Origin of the sequence: Marinobacter sp. (genome assembly GCF_048269445.1) — a bacterium.
In the GTDB taxonomy this organism is placed as follows: domain Bacteria; phylum Pseudomonadota; class Gammaproteobacteria; order Pseudomonadales; family Oleiphilaceae; genus Marinobacter.
Window position 1 is genome coordinate 92,079 of sequence record NZ_JBLXIQ010000007.1, and the last position, 23,351, is coordinate 115,429.

At 57.1% G+C, this 23,351-nt stretch carries 20 protein-coding genes; 9 read left to right on the forward strand and 11 right to left on the reverse strand.

Going from position 1 to position 23,351, the window contains the following annotated elements; all coding sequences use genetic code 11:
• Positions 1-104: 104 nt before the first annotated feature.
• The 3 genes from ACN0XM_RS15320 to ACN0XM_RS15330 all read left to right on the forward strand — a co-directional run bounded on the left by ACN0XM_RS15320 (position 105) and on the right by ACN0XM_RS15330 (position 3,133).
• Positions 105-596, forward strand: a complete 492-nt coding sequence (locus ACN0XM_RS15320) for an RNA polymerase sigma factor (RefSeq protein WP_417567815.1) — start codon at positions 105-107, stop codon at positions 594-596.
• The gene (locus tag ACN0XM_RS15325) at positions 593-1,318 is read left to right on the forward strand and encodes a hypothetical protein (protein WP_417567816.1); all 726 of its coding nucleotides are present in this window, start codon (positions 593-595) and stop codon (positions 1,316-1,318) included. Before ACN0XM_RS15320 ends, ACN0XM_RS15325 begins: the two co-directional genes overlap by 4 nt.
• Before the next feature lie 258 nt (positions 1,319-1,576).
• Positions 1,577-3,133, forward strand: a complete 1,557-nt coding sequence (locus ACN0XM_RS15330; RefSeq protein ID WP_417567817.1) for a glutamate synthase-related protein — start codon at positions 1,577-1,579, stop codon at positions 3,131-3,133.
• On the opposite strand, the gene ACN0XM_RS15335 is transcribed toward ACN0XM_RS15330, so the two are convergent.
• Positions 3,103-5,178: a dehydrogenase gene (locus tag ACN0XM_RS15335; RefSeq protein ID WP_417567818.1), complete on the reverse strand. Its 2,076-nt coding sequence runs from the start codon at positions 5,176-5,178 to the stop codon at positions 3,103-3,105. The genes ACN0XM_RS15330 and ACN0XM_RS15335 overlap by 31 nt on opposite strands.
• A gap of 159 nt (positions 5,179-5,337) precedes the next feature.
• Here ACN0XM_RS15335 and ACN0XM_RS15340 point away from each other — a divergent pair, with 159 nt between their 5' ends.
• Positions 5,338-6,351: a class I fructose-bisphosphate aldolase gene (locus ACN0XM_RS15340; protein WP_417567819.1), complete on the forward strand. Its 1,014-nt coding sequence runs from the start codon at positions 5,338-5,340 to the stop codon at positions 6,349-6,351.
• Between the two features lie 34 nt (positions 6,352-6,385).
• On the opposite strand, the gene ACN0XM_RS15345 is transcribed toward ACN0XM_RS15340, so the two are convergent.
• The 8 genes from ACN0XM_RS15345 to ACN0XM_RS15380 all read right to left on the reverse strand — a co-directional run bounded on the left by ACN0XM_RS15345 (position 6,386) and on the right by ACN0XM_RS15380 (position 15,188).
• Positions 6,386-7,378 carry an MBL fold metallo-hydrolase gene (locus ACN0XM_RS15345; RefSeq protein ID WP_417567820.1) on the reverse strand — a complete coding sequence of 331 codons (993 nt, stop codon included), beginning with the start codon at positions 7,376-7,378 and terminating at the stop codon, positions 6,386-6,388.
• Positions 7,379-7,488: 110 nt separating this feature from the next.
• Positions 7,489-8,460 carry a tRNA dihydrouridine synthase gene (locus ACN0XM_RS15350; protein ID WP_417567821.1) on the reverse strand — a complete coding sequence of 324 codons (972 nt, stop codon included), beginning with the start codon at positions 8,458-8,460 and terminating at the stop codon, positions 7,489-7,491.
• A 158-nt stretch (positions 8,461-8,618) separates the two neighbouring features.
• Entirely contained in the window at positions 8,619-10,790 is a 2,172-nt protein-coding gene (gene katG / locus ACN0XM_RS15355; RefSeq protein ID WP_417567822.1) for a catalase/peroxidase HPI, read from the reverse strand.
• A 368-nt stretch (positions 10,791-11,158) separates the two neighbouring features.
• Positions 11,159-11,377: a DUF2835 domain-containing protein gene (locus ACN0XM_RS15360; protein WP_417567823.1), complete on the reverse strand. Its 219-nt coding sequence runs from the start codon at positions 11,375-11,377 to the stop codon at positions 11,159-11,161.
• Positions 11,378-11,383: 6 nt separating this feature from the next.
• Complete coding sequence (gene htpG, locus ACN0XM_RS15365) at positions 11,384-13,279, reverse strand: molecular chaperone HtpG (protein ID WP_417567824.1); 1,896 nt, start codon at positions 13,277-13,279, stop codon at positions 11,384-11,386.
• Positions 13,280-13,527: 248 nt separating this feature from the next.
• Positions 13,528-13,962 (reverse strand): PaaI family thioesterase, encoded by a 435-nt coding sequence (locus ACN0XM_RS15370; RefSeq protein ID WP_099619561.1) that lies wholly within the window; start codon positions 13,960-13,962, stop codon positions 13,528-13,530.
• On the reverse strand, positions 13,959-14,429 hold the full coding sequence (locus ACN0XM_RS15375) for a PaaI family thioesterase (protein ID WP_417567825.1): 471 nt from the start codon (positions 14,427-14,429) through the stop codon (positions 13,959-13,961). Before ACN0XM_RS15375 ends, ACN0XM_RS15370 begins: the two co-directional genes overlap by 4 nt.
• A 6-nt stretch (positions 14,430-14,435) precedes the next feature.
• Positions 14,436-15,188: a DUF599 domain-containing protein gene (locus ACN0XM_RS15380; RefSeq protein ID WP_417567826.1), complete on the reverse strand. Its 753-nt coding sequence runs from the start codon at positions 15,186-15,188 to the stop codon at positions 14,436-14,438.
• A 196-nt stretch (positions 15,189-15,384) separates the two neighbouring features.
• Between ACN0XM_RS15380 and ACN0XM_RS15385 the strand changes: the two genes are divergently transcribed.
• The 4 genes from ACN0XM_RS15385 to ACN0XM_RS15400 all read left to right on the forward strand — a co-directional run bounded on the left by ACN0XM_RS15385 (position 15,385) and on the right by ACN0XM_RS15400 (position 19,428).
• On the forward strand, positions 15,385-16,662 hold the full coding sequence (locus ACN0XM_RS15385; protein ID WP_417567827.1) for a M48 family metalloprotease: 1,278 nt from the start codon (positions 15,385-15,387) through the stop codon (positions 16,660-16,662).
• Positions 16,663-16,742: 80 nt separating this feature from the next.
• Complete coding sequence (locus ACN0XM_RS15390; RefSeq protein ID WP_417567828.1) at positions 16,743-17,288, forward strand: hypothetical protein; 546 nt, start codon at positions 16,743-16,745, stop codon at positions 17,286-17,288.
• On the forward strand, positions 17,288-18,475 hold the full coding sequence (locus tag ACN0XM_RS15395; RefSeq protein ID WP_417567829.1) for an iron-containing alcohol dehydrogenase: 1,188 nt from the start codon (positions 17,288-17,290) through the stop codon (positions 18,473-18,475). Before ACN0XM_RS15390 ends, ACN0XM_RS15395 begins: the two co-directional genes overlap by 1 nt.
• A gap of 182 nt (positions 18,476-18,657) precedes the next feature.
• Positions 18,658-19,428 (forward strand): substrate-binding periplasmic protein, encoded by a 771-nt coding sequence (locus ACN0XM_RS15400; protein WP_417567830.1) that lies wholly within the window; start codon positions 18,658-18,660, stop codon positions 19,426-19,428.
• Between the two features lie 20 nt (positions 19,429-19,448).
• Here ACN0XM_RS15400 and ACN0XM_RS15405 read toward each other — a convergent pair whose 3' ends face one another.
• Complete coding sequence (locus tag ACN0XM_RS15405; RefSeq protein WP_417567831.1) at positions 19,449-21,935, reverse strand: ABC transporter permease; 2,487 nt, start codon at positions 21,933-21,935, stop codon at positions 19,449-19,451.
• Complete coding sequence (locus ACN0XM_RS15410; protein ID WP_417567961.1) at positions 21,935-22,654, reverse strand: ABC transporter ATP-binding protein; 720 nt, start codon at positions 22,652-22,654, stop codon at positions 21,935-21,937. The genes ACN0XM_RS15405 and ACN0XM_RS15410 overlap by 1 nt, the downstream gene beginning before the upstream one ends.
• A 61-nt stretch (positions 22,655-22,715) precedes the next feature.
• Here ACN0XM_RS15410 and ACN0XM_RS15415 point away from each other — a divergent pair, with 61 nt between their 5' ends.
• A complete protein-coding gene (locus ACN0XM_RS15415; RefSeq protein ID WP_417567832.1) occupies positions 22,716-23,345 on the forward strand; it encodes an arylesterase in 630 nt (209 codons plus the stop codon).
• Positions 23,346-23,351 lie beyond the last annotated feature (6 nt).

Below are 23,351 nucleotides of genomic sequence, written 5' to 3' on the forward strand. Positions count from 1 at the left end.
GTTTCACATACTCTAACGGCCCGCTATCAAAAAAATTCCCTGAACAATGGAATAAATCGTTGGCCGGATCGTCTTCCGGATAAACCCAACCAAGAATGATCACTATGCAACAGAAAATCACGGACCTATTACCCAGTCTTCGAAGGTTTGCCTATTCGCTGACTGGCTCCATGGCCGATGCCGACGACCTGCTCCAGAATACTGTTGAGAGGCTCCTGAACCACGAGAGGCCGGAGGATGTCGACCTCACCAAATGGGCTTTCCGGATATGTCGAAATGTCTGGATAGACGAGTGCCGGGCTAGAAAAGTTCGGCGTGACGCCGCAGAACAGCCAGAACTGCGCGACAGTCTGGTAACAGATGGCGAACACCAGACGACCAAGGAAATCGAGTGGAACCGGGTAGACTCCGCCATGTCCCGGCTACCCCAAGACCAGCGTCAGATCATTTCTCTCGTAGCTATCCAGGGCATGCCCTACAAGATGGTGGCGGAAATACTCGAGGTGCCCAGAGGCACTGTCATGAGCCGCCTGGCCCGCGCCAGAGCAGCGCTCAGCGAAGCTCTGGCGCCCGCAACCTTGAGGACCGATTCATGAAGATCACAGATGAGACCCTTTCCGCCTTCCTTGACAGCGAACTCAGCGAACCGGAAATGGAGTCGGTCAGGGAACAACTCGCCGTTGACCCTTCGCTGACAGATCGGTTGGCAGAGCTCGCAGGCGTGGATTCGGAACTCCAGCGTCATTACTGCTCGATTGATGATCGCCCTCTGCCTGCCACAATAAGCAAGATGCTGGAAGTGGAGGATCAGCATCCCGCGTCGCGTGCAGCCGATAATATTATTACATTTCCCCGGATTCGGAGACTGCGCGGGCATTCCGGCAAAGCCATTGCCGCCGCAGTCATTGCAGGATTGGCACTGACACAGTGGCTGACACTGCCATCCGAAGGTGATCCGGCCTGGACAGCCGTGGCCCGAATACTGGATAGCCAGCCCAGTGGACAGACCTACTCGATCAGTGACGTTGCCAGCCTGAGGCCCACCTTAACCTTTCAGAACCAAACCGGTGAATGGTGCCGTCAATTTCGCCTCGACGTAAATAACACAGCCTTGGAACAGATTGCCTGTCGCACAGAGTCAGGGATATGGGAACAGAGGGTAAGCGTTGAAACCGGGCAACCGAGCACATCTGGCGATTACCAAACCGCCAGCGGCGGCAGCGTAATTGACCATCATCTCGACCGGATGATGTCGACCCCACCGATCGGCCCTGAATTTGAACAGACTCTGCTTGAGAAACAATGGCGTATGCAGTAAGCCCGGGTGTCGGCCCATGAAGGGTCCATTAAACTTCATTCGCCACTGAGGCTTTGTACGGGAGTTGCCATCGAAGGCTGCTCCATTTACTCATGGAAGAACACAAAGGACCGTCATTGTCGGCGGCTCGATTATTCGCGCTGCTGTGGCGGCGTGGGCATTCCTGATCCACACTGGAGCACTACCGGTTAACCTATTTGCGTTTAATGCCCGTACACCTGAGTACATTCCGGCATATGCCAAAACAGGAGCCCTGCAATGAGCAATCCGGTGATCGCTGATAACAAGCCCAAGAAAGTCAGCCTGAAGAAAGGCGAGGAATATGCCTTCTGTGTCTGTGGCCGTTCCAATAACCAGCCATTCTGTGATGGCTCTCATGGAGTTACGGGCTTCAAACCCAAGGTCTTCAAGGCCGAAAAGGACGAAGAGGCGGTTTTGTGCCAGTGCAAACAGACGGGCAGTGCCCCCTATTGCGATGGCACCCACCGGAAATTCAGCAAGGACCAGGTTGGCAAGGAAGCGCCTGATCCAGAGGGCGACGAGGGTGCATCCGGTGACGCCCCAAAGGCCAAAGCCACAAAAGAAGAACCCACGGTAGAGTTTATCCACCAACTGGCCCGGGAAGGATTGAGCAAGATGGGCCACCACGGCCCAATCACCGCCATGGGCGTACCCCGCCACACTCTGCCCCACTGGGATGATCTGCAGATTATGGTGGCGCAGATGGCCAGCAAACCGCTTGCCGATAACGCCGATGTTGCTACGGAACTGGTGATCGGCCCGGAAGCGCGCAAGCCTCTGACCCTGAGCATGCCACTGTTTGTTTCTGACATGAGTTTCGGGGCGCTGTCCGAGGAAGCCAAGATCGCCCTGGCCCGCGGGGCGGAAATGGCCGGTACGGGCATCTGCTCCGGCGAGGGGGGAATGCTGCCGGAGGAGCAGCAGGAGAACTCCCGTTACTTCTACGAGCTGGCCAGCGCCAAGTTCGGCTACAAGGAAGAACTTTTGAAGAAAGTCCAGGCTTTCCACTTCAAGGGTGGCCAGGGCGCAAAAACCGGCACCGGTGGCCATCTTCCGGGCAACAAGAATACCGGCAGGATTTCAGAGGTACGGAACATTCCCGAAGGTGAGCCGGCCAACTCTCCCCCTACCTTCGAGGACCTTCGCTCGGTTGAGGATTTCCGGAACTTCGCCAGACATGTACGGGAGCTGACGGGGGGCATTCCTGTGGGTTTCAAGCTCAGCGCCAATCACATCGAACGGGACATACAGTTCGCACTCGAGGCCGGCGCCGATTACATCATCCTGGACGGCCGCGGCGGTGGTACCGGTGCCGCACCGGAAATCTTCCGGGACCACATCAGCGTGCCCACCATCCCTGCGCTGGCACGGGCACGCCGGTGCCTTGATAACCATGGTGCCAGTGGCCGGGTCACTCTCATTGTGACAGGCGGGCTGAGAGTGCCGATGGATTTCGTAAAGGCCATGGCTCTGGGCGCCGATGGCATTGCGGTTGCCAACAGCGCCATGCAGTCCATCGGCTGCGTTGCGGCCCGCATCTGCAATACCAACAACTGCCCGGCGGGCATAGCCACCCAGAACGAGGACCTGCGCCAGAGACTGAATGTGGATCAGTCCGCGAAACAGCTGAAAAATTTTCTTGAGGCGTCGGTGACACTGATGCAAGTGATGGCCCGGGCCTGTGGCCACGACAGCCTCAGCAAGTTCGATAGTGACGACCTGTCCACCTGGCATCGGGAAATGGCACTGCTCAGTGGTGTGCGTTACGCCGGCGTGCTTGATCCCTCCGTCTGATCCTCTTTGCTGGCCGCCAGGAGGCGAACCCGTTCGAAATCTTCTTCGGTGAACACCCCGTTCACACCGGAGATGGCGGCCAGCTTCATACCGTGCTTCAGGCCCAGCTTGTAGATCTCCCGCACCTTCTCCCATTCAATATTGCGGCCGAGAGTGAAGTTCTCGAACCGCCCTTCCAGAGCCAGCACGATGGTTTCCGCCAGGCAGGCATAGGCGATCCCTTTCGGCAAGCCGATGTCCTTCATATGGACTTCACCAGGTAGTTGGATCTCGCCGGATTCGATCACCAGCACATCCGGCCGCTTCGCCACATCTTCCGCTGAAATATCCAGCGGTCGGGCAACATCGGTAATGACACAACCCGGCTTCACTTTCATGATGTCCAGAATGCGCTTGCCAGCACCGGAGGTGGCGGTAACAATCATATCCATCTCCGCCAGATCCCGATCTGCAGAACCGGCAACATGCACGATGGCCCCTGGTGTTTCCTGTTCAATGCTTTCTTTGAGAGACAGCAGTTTCGCCGGTTCCGGAGCGGCGAGGTAGACCTCGTCCACCGCCTTGGCCAGCAGCCGGGCGCAAACAGACCCGATAGCACCAGTGGCGCCCACCACCATGGCTTTGCCGGCGGCTTTGCCGCTGGGGCCTATGGTAACGAGCCCAATTCTCTTCATGGCATCATGGGCCGCCCAAAGGGCACCAGAGGCACTGTAGCTATTGCCAGTGGTGATCGGCAGCGGCGCGCGTTTGGCCACAGTAATGCCAGCATCACCCACAACCTTGGTAAACGCACCCAGACCCATGATCTGGGCACCCAGTTTTTTCGCAAGTTTCGCTGCCTGCAGCAACCGCCCATAGGTGAATTCGGGATCATGGGCCATGATTTCTTTGGGGGTGCCACCGACCGTAATCAGCCAGCCCTCGACTTCATCACCGGTCGGCGACCGGATGCCTGAAACCTTTGAGTAAATGAATGGCGGCGTATAGGCCACCGCTTTCTCTACCAGGTTCATCACCGCGTGAGGCGATACATTGGCAATCCAGTCCAGGGGCGGAGTTTTGGTGAGATACTGCTGCGAAAGTGGGTGAATCACGAAGGCAAAACGGTTCACCCGCCGGTATCCGTTGGGGTAAAGAATCCTGGGCTCGATCCCCAGACTCTGGATCACATCCAGATAGTCATCCGGCCCCAGTTGTTCCGGCGTTCGGGAGAGCGCTGCACTGATCATCGCTTCCATCACGTTGACCCCAACAGGCCGGCCTTCCAGCCAGGGGCTGTAGTCCACGACCATGGCCACTCTTCTGGAACGCATCCAGTCGAGAGAGGACTCTGTAACGCGAGAGGTAATTACGGTTTTGCCATTCAGCTCTTTCTGGCCTAAATTTTCCAGGTCCCCAATGGCCGCCACTATCACATGGGCGTCAGACACCGCGTGGCGCAGCGAACCCTTAACCAGTCCCTCGCCGAGGCGGTACAGCGGTGTGCGCAGAACGGTCTCGACGGTTTTCACCGCTGCAGGGCGGAACATGATGGACGCCGTCAGCGAAGTGTAGGTTTCCAGCTGCTTCAATGAGGTCAGCAGCCTTGGCACGCCGAAGTCGGTGTAGGGGTCAGCAAAGAACAGGTTATCGGTGTGTTCGGACAACGCCTTGGCAATGCGATAACCCGCCTGCCCATTCATGAATAATACCCGGGCGTTATCGAAAAAATGCCCCAGTTCAGACTGGGTGTGACGCACCGCCCACTCCTGCAGAATACCGCGCAGGCCCGCACCGGTTGTCACCGGCTTATCCGGCACACAGGCCTCCAGCCGGGCGGTATCCGGGTGTTCAAGATGCTCCCGGCCCACCTCGTAGTGGTCGTGAATCATGCTCAGGCCAATGGCGTCTGCCTGGGAATGCACCGATTCCAGCACTGCCTCTGCCCGGGACAGGTCGCCATCGGTGCCGATGCGAATAATTCGGAAAGGTTGCCCCAGAAACTCGGTTTCAAGATCGTAATCGTATTCGGAGGATCCCTGGCTGACACTGACAACGGTTTTCATATTCAGGCTTTCCCTTTTCCTGTTGTTGTTCAGTAAAGCCTAATTCACGAAAGCCGTTTTTGCCTTAGCTCAGGTCAAATTTCAAAGCGCAATTGAGCGTCTACAATGAGAGACAACAAACGCACATTCACACTGCCACGGATTAATCAGGAGCTCATTATGACGATTCAGGAAGAACTGAACGACACTGTCCGGGAACTGCTTCAGCCCGGCAAAGGAATTCTGGCGGCGGACGAAAGCCATCCCACCATTGCCAAGCGCTTCAAGGCAGTGGGCGTTGAATCCAGCGAAGAAAAACGTCGGGAATACCGCAGTCTGATTTTTTCGGCCTCCGGGCTTGGGGAGTTTATCAGCGGAGTGATTCTGTTCGAGGAGACTCTGAGCCAGAACAGCCTGGACAACCTGCCCATGCCTAAGCTTCTTGCGAGCAAGGGCATTGTGCCCGGCATCAAGGTGGACAAGGGCAAGCAGCCCCTGATCAACGCTCCGGGCGATGAGATCACAGTTGGGCTGGATGGCCTTGAAGACCGCCTGGAAATCTACAAGCACCAAGGCGCACGGTTTGCCAAATGGCGAGATGTCTTCCACATCTCCGGTACCCTGCCCTCACGGCAGGCTGTCGAAGCGAACGCCGAGGTTCTGGCGCGCTACGCAGCCATCTGCCAGTCACTTGGAATTGTCCCCATTGTGGAGCCTGAAGTACTGATTGACGGCGACCACACCATGGAACGGACTGCAGAAGTAAGCGAGTCGGTGTTAAGAGAGGTGTTTCATGCTCTTTACCGGCACAAAGTCGAGCTGAAGCAGATGATTCTGAAGCCGAGCATGGTCACCCCGGGAAAAGAGAATCCGAAAGCAACTCCGGAAGAGGTGGCCAGGGCTACCCTTGACGTTTTCCGCCGGGCGGTTCCTGCAGCAGTTCCGGGCATCTGCTTCCTGTCCGGAGGCCAGACACCCGAGGAAGCCACAGCCAATCTGAACGCCATGAACAGCATGGGCGCCCAACCCTGGGAGCTGAGCTTCTCCTACGGCCGGGCCTTGCAGGAACCGGCTCAGAAGGCTTGGGCCGGTGAGCCCGACAACGGCTCGGATGCCCAGGCCGCGCTGCTTAAGCGTGCTCGCTTGAATGGTGCAGCACGGTCGGGCAATTACCGGCCGGAAATGGAAGACTGAACATTCTCGACCGTCTCTTTGATTATTGATTACCTCAATTACAGCCAGAGACACAGCTGGCCGCGCCATTAAATGCCATGGTGCGGCCACTGAGTGGCACGTGAACCGGCACGTTAACCGACTCCTGGAACAGTGCTGTACGGGTTCCATCCTGCACTTTGCCACCGGATGTGGCCGGCTCGTTGGCATGGGAAGGAATGACCGCCTTGGGCTGCACCAGATCGTTGATCACGTAGGCCGCCTGGGTCGGGCCGGTGGTGTAGGTGTCACCGATGTTCATAACCACCAGGCCGGCACTGTAATGATCGTTAACCACCAGTTTTTGCTCAGCGGTGATGCCGGTGTCACCTGACAGATAGACCACCAGACCATTGGAGAACTTCAGCACATAGCCGGTAGGCGGTCCGACGCTGGCTCCCACCCCGGCTGCTTTCAGGTGTTCCGCCAGCGGCCCAGTCAGGAACGAGGGGGAAACGCCATTACTGTGCACCGCCGGAACGGTAGTAACGGCAACGCCACCCACTTCCCGCTCGCCACCGAAGCGCACCAGCATGGAATTGGCAGGATCACCGCCGGCGCCCTTCAGCTTAGCGGCAAAAAACGCCGGCATCTCACTGCCCGTTACAATCTTCGCATTGTGCTTCACGGCAATATCGACGGTGTTGGATTGCGGCAATGTGGACACGCCGGTGTCCGGAGAAGCGCAGGTTCCCTGATTGGTCTGACTGATTCTCTGGTCTCCGACATGATCCCCGTGCATGTGGGAAACCAGCACCACATCAATCTTGCCCAGCCTCGGGTCCTCCGGCCCGGCAACAGTTCGCCCTGCATCGTAAAGAATTCGGGTGCCGTTCGGATCTTCAAATATCAGTGCCCGGTCACGACTGCAGAATTCGCCATCGTGGCTGCCCAGTGGCGTGACTTTCACCATGCCGTCATCGGCCTGGGCGGATATGGCAGAACCCAGAAAAAGACAGACAGATGCCCCTGCAACAGCGAGAGTGCTTCGTAAAAATCCTTGAGACATGTGGTTGTTCCTCCCATTCACTTTATTGTTGACACCAACACTGATACGAACGATCGCGCCGTTAGTACCAGTTTAGTCAGTGGGCAGAGTTGTGTTAGGGAAAAGGCCGATCAAGCGGCGCGGGAATCGACACCCGGCAAAGGCTGTTCGAGGCAGGTCAACATGGGTGTCACCTGGCGGATTTTGCGTGCTTCAGGCCACAGCGCTTCCGCTTCCGCAAAGCCCTGGCGCAGAAAGTTGAGCCATTGCTTGATGCGACCGGTCACGTAGCGGTCTTCCAGCCAGCCCTGAAGAACGGTGGCGTATTCGCGAACCAGTGCCACGGCTTCCGGCCAGGTCATGTCAGATACGGTTTCACCCTGCTGGCTTGCCTTGATTTGCCGGGCCAGATCTGGCCGCGCAATCAGACCGCGGCCGATCATCACATCATCGCAGCCGGACACGTCACGGCATCGCCAGTAGTCGGCCACGGTCCAGATTTCGCCGTTGGCAATGATGTGGGTACTCACCGCTTCCCGGGCCCGGGCAATTTCTTCCCAGTACGCAGGCGGTTTGTAGCCATCGACTTTACTGCGGGCATGGATAACAATCTCCTCCGCGCCGGCAGCTTCCAGGGCCTGGGCGCAGGCCACGCCCATCGAGCGGTCGTCATAACCCAGCCGCATTTTTGCGGTAACCGGCACCGCCGCTGGCACTGCCTGGCGAACGGCAGCCACAATCGCGTGCATCAACTCGGGCTCACGCATGAGCACACATCCGCCCTTGTGTTTGTTCACGGTCTTTGCAGGGCAGCCGAAATTAACATCCACCTGGGTTGCGCCAAGCTCTGCGGCTTTTGCGCCATGAAGGGCCATCTGGTGCGGGTCTGAGCCCAGAAGCTGAACCGCGACAGGCGTGCCCACCTCGGTAAGCGACTGGTTGTGCAGTTCTGGGGCGTATTTGAAGAACACTCTCGGCGGCAGCATGCCGTGAGTCACGCGAATGAACTCTGTCACACACCGATCAATCCCACCGACTTTGGTCAGTGTTTCACGAATGGGTGCGTCGACCAGCCCCTCCATCGGGGCAAGAATGATTCGCATGAATGCTCCAGCAGAAAACGGGCTGTTAACAGAGTAAGGCTGATCAAAAATCAGGCGGAGCGGATTGTAAGGAATTTGACGAGAAGATGGTAGACAGGGATCCTGATCAAGACCTGAATGGACACCCCGTTACCGGGGTGTCCATTCACTGGCGGGCCTTATTTAACGTCGAAACGATCCGCATTCATGACCTTGGTCCAGGCAGCAACGAAGTCCTTCACAAACTTCTCTTCGTTGTCGTCCTGGGCGTACAGCTCTGCGTAAGCACGCAGGATAGAGTTGGAGCCGAACACGAGATCAACACGGGTCGCGGTAAACTTGGTGTTGCCGTTCTTACGATCCACGATGTTGTACGAGTTCTTGCCGGTGGGCTCCCAACGGTTTGCCATGTCAGTCAGGTTCACGAAGAAGTCGTTGGTCAATTGGCCAACGCGATCTGTGAACACGCCGTGCTTCGTGCCACCATGGTTGGTCCCCAGCACACGCATGCCACCCATCAGCACAGTCATCTCAGGCGCTGTCAGGCCCATTAGTTGGGCGCGATCCAGAAGCAGTTCTTCAGGCTTGACCACGTAGTCCTTCTTCTGCCAGTTGCGGAAACCGTCAGCCAACGGCTCAAGCGGATCGAAGGATTCTGCATCCGTCATCTCATCGGTGGCGTCACCACGTCCCTTCAGGAAAGGTACGTGAACGTCATGGCCGGCAGCCTTCGCCGCCATCTCAACCCCCAGGTTACCACCCAGCACGATCACGTCCGCGATGCTGGCGCCGGTATCGGCTGAGATCTTCTCGTAGACCTTCAATACCTTGGCCAGGCGATCCGGCTCGTTGCCTTCCCAGTCTTTCTGGGGGGCCAGACGGATGCGGGCGCCATTAGCACCACCACGCATGTCGGAGCCACGGAAGGTGCGGGCGCTGTCCCAGGCGGTAGCGACCAGTTCGTTGAGGCTAAGGCCGGCTTCGGCAATTCTTTCTTTGACGACTTCTTCGATGTAGTTGGTCTCGCCCTGGGGAACCGGATCCTGCCAGATCAGATCTTCAGCGGGCACGTCCGGGCCAATGTAACGGGACTTTGGACCCATATCCCGGTGAGTCAGCTTGAACCAGGCGCGAGCGAAGCAGTCCTTGAAGTATTCTGGATCCGCCATGAATTTCTCACAGATCGCGCGGTACTTCGGATCCACCTTCATAGCCATATCCGCATCGGTCATAATCGGATTGCGGCGAATGGACGGATCGGTCGAGTCAACCGGCTTGTGTTCTTCCTTGATATCGATCGGCTCCCACTGGTTGGCGCCAGCCGGGCTCTTTTTCAGCTCCCATTCATAGCCGAACAGCAGGTCGAAGTACCCCATATCGAACTGCGTCGGGTTGGTGGTCCAGGCACCCTCAAGACCTGAGGTAATAGCGTTGGTCGCCTTTCCCTGAAGGTTCGGGTTGTGCCAGCCAAGACCCTGTTCGTGAACATCAGCGCCCTCAGGCTCTGGCCCAAGCGTTTCCGCATCGCCGTTGCCGTGGGTCTTTCCAACGGTGTGCCCGCCGGCAGTCAGAGCAGCGGTCTCTTCATCATTCATCGCCATTCGCGCGAAGGTGACACGGACCTGCTCAGCGGTCTTTTGCGGATCGGACTGACCGTTCACACCCTCTGGGTTTACATAAATCAGGCCCATCTGCACCGCAGCCAGTGGATTTTCCATGGTATCCGGCTTGCTCAGGTCCTCATAACGGCTGTCGGACGGGGCCAGCCACTCTTTCTCAGCACCCCAGTAAATGTCTTTTTCCGGATGCCAGATATCCTCGCGACCATAGGAGAAGCCGAAGGTCTTGAAGCCAAATGACTCATAAGCAACGTTACCGGCCAGGATGAACAGATCCGCCCAGCTCACCTTGTTGCCATACTTTTTCTTGAGCGGCCACAGCAAGCGCCTGGCTTTATCGAGGTTACCGTTGTCAGGCCAGGAGTTCAGCGGGGCAAACCTCTGATTACCGGTGCCCGCGCCGCCTCGGCCGTCAGCCAACCGGTAAGTGCCCGCAGCGTGCCAGGCCAGGCGGATCATCAGGCCACCATAATGCCCCCAGTCTGCAGGCCACCATTCCTGGCTGTTGGTCATCAGCTCGTGCATGTCTTTTTCAAGCGCTTCATGATCAAGCTTTCTGACCTCTTCCCGATAGTTGAAGTCTTCTCCCAGGGGGTTTGTTTTGAGGTCATGCTGATGAAGAATGTCAAGGTTAAGGTTCTCAGGCCACCAACCGGCCACATCAGCCTTTTCCTGAGTGTTTGAACCGTGCATTACAGGGCACTTGCCACCCGGGCTATTGTTCTCAGTCATTTTTCTCTCCTCATTCGGTTTGGCAAAACGACACATCTCAATCCAGATATCTCTAACTATAGGCCAGATAAAACACTCTGCTCTGAGTATTTCTTATACCCCAAATAGTGAATACCTATAGGGTTTGCTGCCGCGGTGCGGACCTCTCTCCGGATTACTGAGCGCACGCAAAATCGCTCGAGTAGTCCACCAGAATTCCGAGACAATCACGCCACGCCTCAAGGCTGCTGAATGAAATCAAATCCGACATGAACCACCTCCTGCCTGACGACAACAGCTTCACCTTAGCGCGAGGCAGAATCCTTAATACAATTAATTAAAAATAAAATTGAGGAAGGTTTTGGCTATTAAAGAAGGGGCAGGAGAGGTTACAGGCGCTCTATGGACGCGAACTTGCCGGCATCGTCAAACAGAATCCGGAAGCTGCCGCGAATACCGTTCCTGAGGTAAAAACGGGAAAGGATACGAGCCGGGAAACGGACAGAGCGTCCGTCCCGGGCCGTTGTGCGAACATCGGTAGCAACGCCCTGATAGAGCTTGATCCACTCATCAGGGCTGATGCTGACATCCACAATGATCTGCTGCATAAGCTCTTAGTTTGCCAGTTCCAGCAGCAGACGGTTCAGGCGGGTTACGTAGGCACCCGGGTCCTGGAGCTGCTCACCGCTGGCCAGGGTGGCCTGGTCAAGCAGTACTGCCGAGAGCTCGCTGAACCGCTCCTCACCCTTCTCGCTTTCAAGGCGCTGAACCAGCGGATGATCCACGTTGATTTCAAAGATCGGCTTGCTGTCCGGCACTTTCTGGCCGGCCGCTTCCATGATCTTCTTCATCTGCGCGCCCATGTCGAAGTCGCCCACAACCAGGCAGGCTGGTGAGTCAGTCAGACGGTTGGTAACACGCACTTCCTGCACCCGTTCATTCAGAGCATTCTTGATGCGCTCTAGCAGATCCTTGTGCTCCTCGGCGGCTTCTTCCTTGTGCTTCTTGTCTTCCTCGGTCTCCACTTCCCCAAGGTCCAGATCTCCGCGGGCAACGTCCTGGAACTGCTTGCTGTCGTATTCGCTGAGGTAGCCCATCATCCACTCGTCAATCCGGTCGGACAGAATCAGTACCTCAATCCCCTTCTTGCGGAACACTTCCAGGTGCGGACTGCTCTTGGCGGCCGTGAAGTTGTCTGCCGTAATGTAGTAGATCTTCTTCTGGCCTTCCTTCATCCGGCTGATGTAGTCATCCAGTGATACGTTCTGGGTGCTCTCGCCGGTATGGGTAGAGGCAAACCGCAGCAGGCCGGCAATTTTTTCGCGGTTACTGAAATCTTCCGCCGGGCCTTCCTTGAGCACGGTGCCAAACTCGCCCCAGAATTTCTGGAACTGCTCGGGGTCTTTCTTAGCCAGCTTCGACAGCATGTCCAGAACCCGCTTGGTGACCGCAGTGCGGATACTTTCCACCGTGCTGTCGTTCTGCAGAATCTCCCGGGACACGTTCAGGGACAGATCGTTGGAATCGATCACGCCCTTGGCGAAGCGCAGGTACAGCGGCAGGAACTGCTCGGCGTCGTCCATGATGAACACACGCTGCACATAGAGCTTCAGACCACGGGGGGCTTCCCGGTTGTACATATCGAACGGCGCGCGGGCCGGAATGTACAGCAGGCTGGTGTAGTCCAGCTTGCCTTCCACCTTGTTGTGGGACCAGGTCAGCGGGTCTTCGAAATCGTGGGCGATGTGCTTGTAGAACTCCTTGTACTCCTCGTCCTTGATCTCGGTACGCGGCAGGGTCCAGAGCGCGGTGGCATCGTTGACCGTTTCGTACTCGTCTTTCTTGTCTTCTCCTTCCTCCGATTCGGCTTTCATCACCACCGGGAAAGAAATGTGATCGGAGTACTTTTTCACCAGGCTGCGCAACTTCCAGCCGTTGGCAAATTCCTTGGCGTCGCTCTTGAGGTGCAGAACGATCTGAGTGCCGCGATGCTCAAGGTTGACCTGTTCAATAGTGAACTCGCCGTCGCCCTTCGATTCCCAATGGACGCCCTCTTCCGCTGGGGCACCGGCACGGCGGGTGAACACATCAACCTTGTCGGCCACGATAAACGACGAGTAGAAACCGACGCCAAACTGACCAATCAGCTTGCTGTCCTTTTTCTCGTCACCGGACAGTTGCTGCAGGAATTCGGCAGTACCAGAGCGGGCGATCGTGCCCAGATTCTGGATCACGTCATCACGGGTCATCCCGATACCATTATCGGTCAGCGTGACAGTATTGGCTTCCTCGTCAAAATCCAGGCGAATTCTCAGTTCAGGGTCGTTTTCATAAAGACTGTCATCCTTCAGAGCGGCAAAACGAAGTTTGTCTTCGGCATCCGAAGCGTTTGAAATCAGCTCACGCAGGAAGATTTCTTTGTTCGAGTACAACGAGTGAATCATCAAATGAAGCAGCTGCTTCACTTCTGTCTGAAAACCCAAGGTCTCTTTTTGCGTTTCAACCGTCATGGCGTTTATGTCTCCTGATACGAATAGGCAGGCACTGAGGTGTGCCCGAGTTTCCTCATAGTTTGAGGAGTGGGCGCGGAGACCGTTCCGAAACCGTGCGGAGCCATGGATGGCGGAGCCGAACGTACATGGACGTATTCACAGCGTGTTTCGGAACGGCCTCCGTGCTCGCTCCTGCACAAAATTCCTCGTCTGAGCAGGAATTGGGGGCACACCGGGCCATTTCAAGCCCCGGAACATTGACGAACTCAGTCTTCAAGGAGGAAGTGGGCCCGTGCAGTTGCGATGGGTTGCGACCGGGACTTTTGCCAGGCGCTGACCATCACGTTGGCCACCCGGTTGCCCTGGCGGGTCAGGCGGCATTCGGCGTAGGTTTCACGGTCCAGACCCGCGCGCAGGTAATCGAGCGAGAAATCCACAATGCGGGGCATACGCAGGGATTCCTGGGAGAGAATCAGGTAAATATTGGCCGACATTTCCATGAACCCCCCGATGACTCCACCATGAATCGCCGGCAGGATCGGGTTGCCGAGATTGGATTCCTTTCTCGGCAGGCGAAAAATCAGGTCATCCCCAAAGCGCTCGCACTGCAAACCTATCCAGGTGGCGTAGGGAATACTCTCAAGCATCCGGGTAAAGTCCCCGGTTTCCTGGGTATAACGGAGGATTTCCGGATCAGTCATTCCTCACCTCCTGTAATCAGGTCCCGATAGTGCTTTGGGCTGGCATCCTTTCCGATACGCATGAAGGTCGCCACACAGTTGGCGATGGTTTCGCCCCCCTCCTGGTACGCTTCACAGCGGGTAAAGATAATGTTCCGGGTTACCCGGTAGGTTTCCGCCCGGGCATAGACTGGTTTATGGGGCTGCGCCGGGCGCATGTAGTCCACGCGCAAATCCAGTGTCGGGCAAAGTTCGAAGTCCTCCAGGGCACAGAGAATAACGCAACCAGACGTAGTGTCCATGAGGGTGGTGATGGCACCGCCGTGGATGACGCCATTGTCCGGGTTGCCGATGATCCGGTCACTGTAGGGCAGGCAGAGTGTCAGGCTGCCCTCCGTGGCCTCAGTAACGTTGAGACCCAACTCTTTCGCCTGGTTGAGCGTTTCGATAAACCGGGTTACCCGTTTCATTCGGGTTTCGTCGTTCATTCGGAATCAACCTGTGGATGAGTTTTTGGATTTGGCGTCGGTTTCAGGCTTGACCGGTGCCGGTTCCTCAAAAACCTTGCCGGCACGCAACGCTCGAAGTGCCTCGGAACAGAATTCCCGGCGGTACAGAACAATGACGACCAGGGTGGACGCCGCCATGAACACCATCGGATGAATGAACCAGCCAACCACAGCCAATGCGTAATAGTAAGAGCGCAGGCCGAGGTTGAACGCGTCACCGGCCAGGTTACAGACGTTGCCGGCACTGCGGGCAAAGGCTTCACGGCCCGCAGGGCTTGTTTTGGTGTCATCCGGCTGAGGCGCGCTGCCGATCATCACAGAGACAAAGTTGTACATCCGCATCGACCAGGTGAATTTGAAAAAGGCGTAAATAAAGACGACCAACAGCACCACCATGCGAAGTTCCCAGATTTCCCTTGTCGGCAGTGTGCCGAACGGCATGGTGCTGAACACTTCCATGACTTCCTGGGTGTAACCCAAGGCAGTGATGATACCGGCGAGGATCAACAGGCAGCTGGAGGCGAAGAAGGCTCCGTTGCGCTCGAGATTGCCAACCACGGAGGCATCTGCAATGCGGTTCTCCCGCCGGAGCATGACCCGCATCCAGTCTTCGCGATACATGTCGAGGGTGTTGGACAAGCAGGCGCGATCTGCGGCCCGGCGCTTTGAATATTCGGTATAACCAAGCCAGCAAACCAGGAACCAGAGCAATGCAATCAGTTCGAGTAAGTTACCCATTGGCGGCCTTAGAATCAAAAGTGCGAAACAGTGCGGGATCAGAGGTTTATGATACGCCAAGGACCTGTCCGCCACCACCGCTGGCCATCATCCGGTAATCCAACGCCAGACAGCGATGTGTTATAAACTGGCCATTAAGGAATCGGGTCTCCGAATAAACTGGACCTGACGTTGCATCATCGAAAGGGAGCTCACTGTGAACCTGTCCGCTATCAAAACCAGCCTTTTTGCAATTGCCCTGGCCTTGACCCTTAGCGCTTGTAGCGTCAACCCGGTCACCGGGGAAAAGCAGCTATCGCTGATTGGGGAGAACCAGGAACTCGCCATGGGCGCCGAACAGTACGTACCGACCCAGCAAACTCAGGGCGGTCAGTTTTATGTCGATCCTGAGCTGACACTTTATGTGCAGGAGGTTGGCCAGAAAATGGCCGCAGTCAGCGACCGGCCGGATCTGCCCTACGAATTTGTGGTACTTAACAGTAGTGTCCCCAATGCCTGGGCCCTGCCCGGCGGCAAAATTGCCATCAACCGCGGCCTGCTGACCGAGCTTGGTGATGAGGCCCAGTTGGCGTCTGTTCTGGGCCACGAAATTGTTCATGCGGCGGCAAGACACAGTGTTCAGCGAATGCAACAGGGCATGCTGATCAGCGCCGGCGTCGCCGGTCTTGGCTTTGCACTATCGGACAACGAATGGGCCGGACTGATAATGGGCGGGGCCGCGCTGGGCGCTCAACTTGCACTGGCACAGTACAGCCAGGGCGATGAGCTGGAATCCGATCACTACGGTATCCTTTACATGAAGGAAGCCGGCTACGACCCGGCTGCAGCGGTGGAACTTCAGGAAATCTTTCTGAAATTGGCGGAGGGCCGGAAGTCGGGTTTTATCGACGGCCTGTTCGCCACTCATCCGCCCTCTGCCAAACGGGTTGAGGAGAACCGGGCACTCGCACAGAAGATAGGTACCGGTGGGTACCGGGGCAAGGAAGTTTTCGATCGAAAAATGGCCAAACTTCGCTCGCTTCAGCCCGCCTATGATGCCCATGACAAGGCCATGGAACTTGCTTCAAAGGACGACATGAAAGCGGCTCTGGACAAGGTGAATGAAGCCGTTCGCCTGCTTCCGCGGGAAGCCATGTTCTACTCGCTTCGCGGCCGCATCTATCAGGAACTGAAAGAACCGGAAAAAGCCAGTGCGGACTTCGAAAAGGCGGTGAGCCTGTATCCGGAGATGTTCACCTATCGCTTATACAACGGGCTGAATGCACTCCGCCTCAACAACCTGAACAAGGCCCGGGAAAACCTGATCAAAGCTAATGAAACCGTGCCCACATCCATTGCCTTTCTCCGCCTGGGAGATATCGCCGTGAAGCAGAACAATCGCAGCCAGGCCATTGCCTATTACAGCAAGGCTGCTGAGGCTGGTGGTGAGGTGGCCGAAGAGGCCAAACGGAAACTCGCGACGCTAACGCAATAGGCTGACATCATCATGTCCATTGACTTTTAGAGCAATAACTCTAAAAATCAGATGACATCAACAACAATTGGATGACGGACATGTTAGCGAAACGTATCCAGCCCATGGTTTTCCAGGCTCGGCGCTACTATGTGGAACTGATGTTCCAGGTGATGGGGCGGGCCCTGCAAGCGGTGAGCGAGGTGGACGAGAACGTCCAGAATGAAGCACGGGCGCTGCCCGATGGCTTTCTGTTTGAAATGATGGTGATGCCTGACGGCTCGCGACTGATTGTGGAACATACCGGCCAGGGCCGCTTTCACTATCACGGCAGCACTGCGCCCCGCCCCGTGGACCTGTCCATTCAGTTCAAACACATTGCCCATGCCTTCCTGGTGCTGTCGTTCCAGGAAAAGACCTCCGTGGCATTCGCCAATGACCGCATGCTGGTAGACGGTGATATCAGCTATGCGGTGAGGATGACCCGGGTATTGAACCGCCTTGAATCTTTCATCCTGCCCAAACTGATTGCCCAGCGTGCCGTGAAAGAATATCCAGCTGACCTGCACCTGCCTGAGAAGCTGATCAGCGCCGCACGCATTTATCTGAAAGTTGCCACCAACTTCGTCGAGACAGCGAGAGCATAATGACCAACAAATACTATGAGTTCTTCTGCCCGGTAAAAGTGATCGCCGGCAAGGCCGCTCTTGAGCACATTCCTTACGAGCTGACCGGCATGGGCGCAAAACGGCCGATGATTGTGACTGACAAGGGCGTGCGCGCCGCAGGTTTGCTGGAGCCGGTCATTGCCGCTTGTGAGGAAAGCGGGCTCGAAATCATCACAATCTATGATGACGTGCCGCCAGACTCCTCCACCACAGTGGTGCGTGATATTGCCGGCATCTACCGCCTGGAAAAATGCGACTCCATCATCGCTGTCGGCGGTGGCTCGGCCATCGATACCGGCAAGGCCGTCAACATTCTGGTTTCCGAAGGCGGTGACGACATTGCCAAATACAGCGGCGCCGGCGTGCTCAAGCATCCGCTGAAACCGTTTTTTGTGGTTCCGACCACCGCAGGCACTGGCTCTGAGGTGACCTCGGTTGCCGTGATTACCGATGAAGCCAAAGGTGTAAAGCTTCCGTTCACTTCCTCGTTCCTTCTGCCAAATGCTGCGATTATTGATCCGAGAATGACGCTGACTCTGCCACCCCATATCACGGCGGCAACGGCGATGGATGCCATGACCCACGCAACAGAAGCCTTCACCTGCATGGCAAAGAATCCTCTGAGCGACGCCTACGCTACGGCGGCCATCAAGAAGGTCAGCCAGTCCCTGCTGAAGGTCATGGACAACCCGAAGGACAGTGACGGTCGGCTGGAACTGGCACAGGCTTCCACCATGGCGGGCATTGCCTTCTCCAACTCGATGGTAGGCCTCGTGCATGCCCTTGGGCACGCAACTGGCGCCATCTGCCACCTGCCCCATGGCTTGTGCATGAGCCTATACCTGCCCTACGTGCTGGAGTACAACCTGGAGACCATCCGGGAACCATTGGGCGAGCTGTTGCTGCACCTGGAGGGGCCAGAGGTCTTCGCCGCTACCCCGGCAAGTCGCAGGGCCGAAGCGAGCATTTCGGCGATCCGAAAATTACGGGATGCCCTGTACAAGCGATGCCAGCTGCCTCGCACTCTGAAAGAAGCAGGCAAGGTGAGCGAAGACCAGCTGGATCACATCGCCGAAATGGCACTGGATGACGGCTCGATCATGTTCAACCCTAAGGAAGTAAGCCTCGAAGATGCCCGTGCGGTGCTTCGCCGGGCCTGGGCCTGAACACTTCAGGTTGCCGATGCAAGGGGCTCCATCCGCCGGGCCCCATTGCTCCGATTACCTGAACATAGACTTCAAATCCTTGAAATTGGCCAGCAATGGAGTGACAATCACGCTTTCTGGCAGGGATCTTAGCCGGGTTCGTTCTTCCACCTACAGCAATGTTCCGTAGAGAGCCCTTCCGCATGAAAAGCCGACGATCCTGCCGCCTTCCCACTTTAATCACCGCTCTGCTACTTGCCTTGTCTGCGATTGCAATTCGTGGTGCAAATGCTCAGGAACAGAAAGTTTTCCACCTGAACATTTCCCCCAATGGCTACCCGCCTTACCTGATTGTCGACCAGGGCGCCCCCTCGGGGATCATGTGGGATGTGGTTTCATTGATTTCCCATAGGCTTGGCTACCGTGTCGTTGCACAAAAGGTTCCCCGTAAACGGGTCGACCAGATGCTGCTCGACGGTTTTATCGACGGAACGCCCCGGGCCCGGGAATGGACGGACCACCCCGAAAAGTTCCTGTTTACCAACCCGATTGTGAACATCGAGGAAGTGTTTTTCATTCCCAAAGGCTCAAAGCTATCGTACGAAACTCCGGAAGACCTGTTCTCGAAAACCATCGTTACCCACCTGGGGTATCTGCACCCGCAGCTGGAAACCTACTTCACCGAAGGTAAGATTCGCCGCTTCGATGTTTCCCGCGACCGTGACATGTTCACCTTTGTACTCCACGGCGACCGCTTTGATGCCGCTGTCGCGGACCGACTGGTGGGCAGGTGGATTCTGCGTAACGAGGGCCTTCAAGACGAATTCCGGTCCTCCGACAAGGGCATCAGTGAGTATGGTTTCCGGCTGATGCTTCGGCGTGACTGGCATGCCTTCGCAAACCAGTTCAACACAGAGCTGGCGCGCATCAAGCAGAATGGCGAGCTGGACGCCATTCTCACCAATTACCGTTAGTCACCGGTAGCGACTGGTCCTTATTCGACGCGTCTTAGTAGCAGCATTGGCGACACGCTGAGAACCGGCCGCAACTGCCACCTGCCAAACAGAGCCAAAACAACCGCGCTGACCAGCGGTATCGGCAAAACCACTTGCCAGTGCCACTGAAATGCCCCCTCAAACATCCGGAACTGCAGTGCCCAGACGGCTGCCTCTGCGGCAACCACGCCCAGAATCCCCGCGAAACCACCCAGCAAGGCGAATTCCAGCATCGTGCTGCGCACCAGCAGGCTCTGTCGGCCACCCAGGGTTCTCAACAGCGCGCCCTCCCGCTGCCGGTCACGGAGCGTGGCGCTGACCACCGCAGCCATCACCACCAGTGCGGCGGCGAGAATGAGTGCCAGAATCGCTTCAATGGCCTGGGTGACCTGCCGGACGATTTCCTGAATCCGGTCTATGACGTTGTCAATCTCCAGCACCGATACCGTCGGAAACCGCCGGGAGAACTCATTAAGGGCATCTTTTTTGTTTCTGGGCAGATAGAAACTGGTGATCCAGGTCGCCGGCATATCCGACAAGCCACCGCCAGGCGGGAAAGCCATGTAGAAGTTTGGCTTCATGCTGTCCCATTGAACGGTGCGAATACTGGTCACGGTTTCGGTGACTTTTTCGGAGCCGATAGTAAAAGTCAGCTCATCTCCCAGAACCAGGCCCAGCTTTCCTGCCAGTTCGGATTCCACGGAAACCCCTTCTTTCTGGCCTTGCTGGAACCAGCTACCCTCCACAATCCGGTTATCTTCCGGCAGCTCCGACATCCAGGTGAGGTTCAGTTCGCGGTTGAGCGCACCAATACGCTCATCCTTGCTGACGGCCTCCTTCACCGGCTGTCCATTGAGTTCGGTCAAACGGCCGCGCACCATGGGATAGAGCTTATCCAGTGGCTGACCACGCTCCTGCCAGAACGCATCAATTTCATCCACCGTATCCGGCGCAATGTTGATCAGGAAATGATTGGGCGCGTCGTCGGGCAGTTGGGCCTGCCAGTCCGCCAGCAAGGAGGTGCGCACCAGGATCAGCGTAGCGGCCAGCATAAGGGTCATGGCAAAGACCGCAATCTGGGACATGCTGGCTTTGCGGTGGCGGTACAGGCCGACAAGAGCAAGGCGCCAGGAATTGCCGCCACCACGGACCCGGCGAAGGGTCGCAACCAGCAGCCACCCGGCCAACCCGAGCGCACCCAGCAACAGGGCAAGGCCGCCCAGCAGAGACACCACCAGCGCCAGTTCACCTGCGTACATCCATACCAGGCCGAATACTGCCACGATGGCGACAACGAGATCCGGCAGTACCTCACGGCCGGTTTCTCCCGGCTGGCTGCGCAACACCCGCATGGCCGGCACATTCCGGAGCCGACGCACTGGCGGGTAGGCAAAGGCAAACAGGGAGACGAGTGCCGTTAGCAAGGCGGGTGCCAGCGCTGAAGGGTCAAGCTGAAAACCCACCGGGCGCTCCAGAACCTCGCTCAGCATTCGGGTCAGCAGCCAATACAGCGGCAGCGCGACCAAAATGCCGCCGATAATCCCCGCCAAACCCCAGAGCGCGAGGCGCTTGAGATACAGCCCGCCGATACCGGCGCCGCTCAGGCCAAGAGTCTTGAGCAGAGCCACGGTGTCACGCTGGGATAACGCGTATTGCCTGCTTGCCACGGCCACGGCCACAGCGGCGAGCAGCACAGCCAGGCTGCCACCGAGTAACAGGAAGCGTTCTGCACGCTCCAGCGACCGGGAGAAGGTTTCGCCATCGCGCACGCCCTCCCACTCATGACTGGGTTCCATACGAGGCTGGAGCCACTGGTAATAGGCTTCAAGAGCGGCCTCGTCGCCGGCAAACAGATAAACAAACTCGACCCGGCTGCCTTCCTGAACGACGCCGGTAGATGACACATCGTCTACGTGCATCATGACCCGGGGGGCCAAGGCTGAAAGACGGAAACCGCCGTCCGGCTCGCGAATCAGCAAGCCAGATACCGTCAGACTTCGGCTTCCCACTTCCAGACTGTCGCCGACTTGCAGTTCCAACAGGCGCAACAGCCGCGGATTGATCCATACTTCACCCGGCGCCGGGCCCTGACTAACCAGCTCCCTCGGTCCCTCAGGGTTGTGCTGGATCTCAATATCGCCCCTCAAGGGGTACTCGTTACTCACCGCCTTGACCGAAACCAACTGGAAGTTGTCCGCACCGAACACCATTGTCGAGAATTCGACCATCCGGCCGGTTTCCAAGCCACGCTCCCGCGCCTGTTCCAGCCAGGATTCCGGGATCGGGCGACCGTTCTCGGCCTCCAGCTGACGATCGGCAGCAAGAAAGGAACTGGCCGAGGTTACCAGCGTTCGCTGCAGCTGGCTGGCAAAAAGGGCAATGGTGGCAACCGTAGCCACAGCAATAATCAGTGCCGCCAGGACAACGCGCACATCCCGTTCCCGCCAATCCCGGCGGACAGACATCAGTTTTTTTGCAGCAGCCATCAGTGGGCCATCTCCCTTGCTGCTTCGGGCTCTGTCAGCACTCCGGCTTCAATGTGGAACTGACGGCTGCAGCGCGCCGCCAACTGCTCATCATGGGTCACCATCACCAGCGTGGTGCCCTGCTCGCGGTTCAGCGCCATCAACAGATCGGAGACCGCCGCACCGGTGCGGTTATCCAGGTTGCCGGTCGGTTCATCAGCAAACAGGATCAGGGGGTCTGAGGCAAACGCCCGGGCAATCGCCACGCGCTGCTGTTCACCGCCAGATAGCTGCCTTGGCGTGTGAGTCAGGCGCTCGCCCAGCCCCACCCGTTCAAGGAGTTCCCGGGCTCTTTTCTCCGGAGCTTCCATTCCAGCCAACTCCAGAGGCAGCATAACGTTTTCCAGCGCGGTCAGAGCGGGCAGCAGCTGAAATGACTGAAACACAAATCCGACCCGGTGGGCGCGGAGTTTCGCCCGCTCGTCCTCGCTGAGCTTGCTGATCACTGAGCCATCCAGCTCAACCGTTCCGTCACTTGGCGTATCAAGACCCGCAAGCAATCCTAGCAACGTGGTTTTTCCGGACCCGGACCGGCCGACAATGGCTACGGATTCTCCCCGATTGATTTCGAGATTGACCCCCTGCAAGATCGTCAGCGTATCGGTTTCAAGGCTGACACGATGAGTCAGGTTTTCCACCCGTAACATCGGGCTCTGGTTTTCCGGGTTAACATTGGTCATCTGATTCACGGAATCTCCCGATCCTGGGTTCTGAACACGGAATAAGGTGTATTAGCTGTCTATGCATACGGCATTGGTGTACGTCAGATCAATTTTTTTTCTCATGGCGACTTTGCTGGCGCTGCCGGCGGCGGCCAGCCAGAACACTCTCCTTATTTTAGGAGACAGCCTTAGCGCGGCTTATGGTGTACCCTCCGAGACGGCCTGGGTGCAGTTACTGCGAGACCGACTGAATGACAATGGACTGGCCAGCTGGGAAGTCGTAAATGCCAGCATCAGCGGAGAGACAACCGATGGCGGGGCTCGACGGCTACCCGAGTTGCTTGAGGAGAACGCCCCGGAGGTTGTTATTATCGAACTGGGCGGCAACGATGGCCTGCGCGGTTTTCCACCCAATGTCATTGAATCCAATCTGGCCTCCATGATTGAACAGGTACAGGCCTCCGGCGCCCGGGCAGTGCTGGTGGGCATGCAGATTCCGCCGAATTACGGCGAGCGATACACCCAGATGTTTGCCGACATTTTTCCGAAACTATCAGACCGCTACGATACCGATCTGGTTCCCTTCTTTCTTGATGGTGTCTACAACAAAGAGGGAATGATGCAGGACGACGGCCTTCACCCCACCGAAAAGGCGCAGCACACATTACTGGAGAACGTCTGGCCGGTGATCAAGCCTATCCTGAAGTGACGCCGG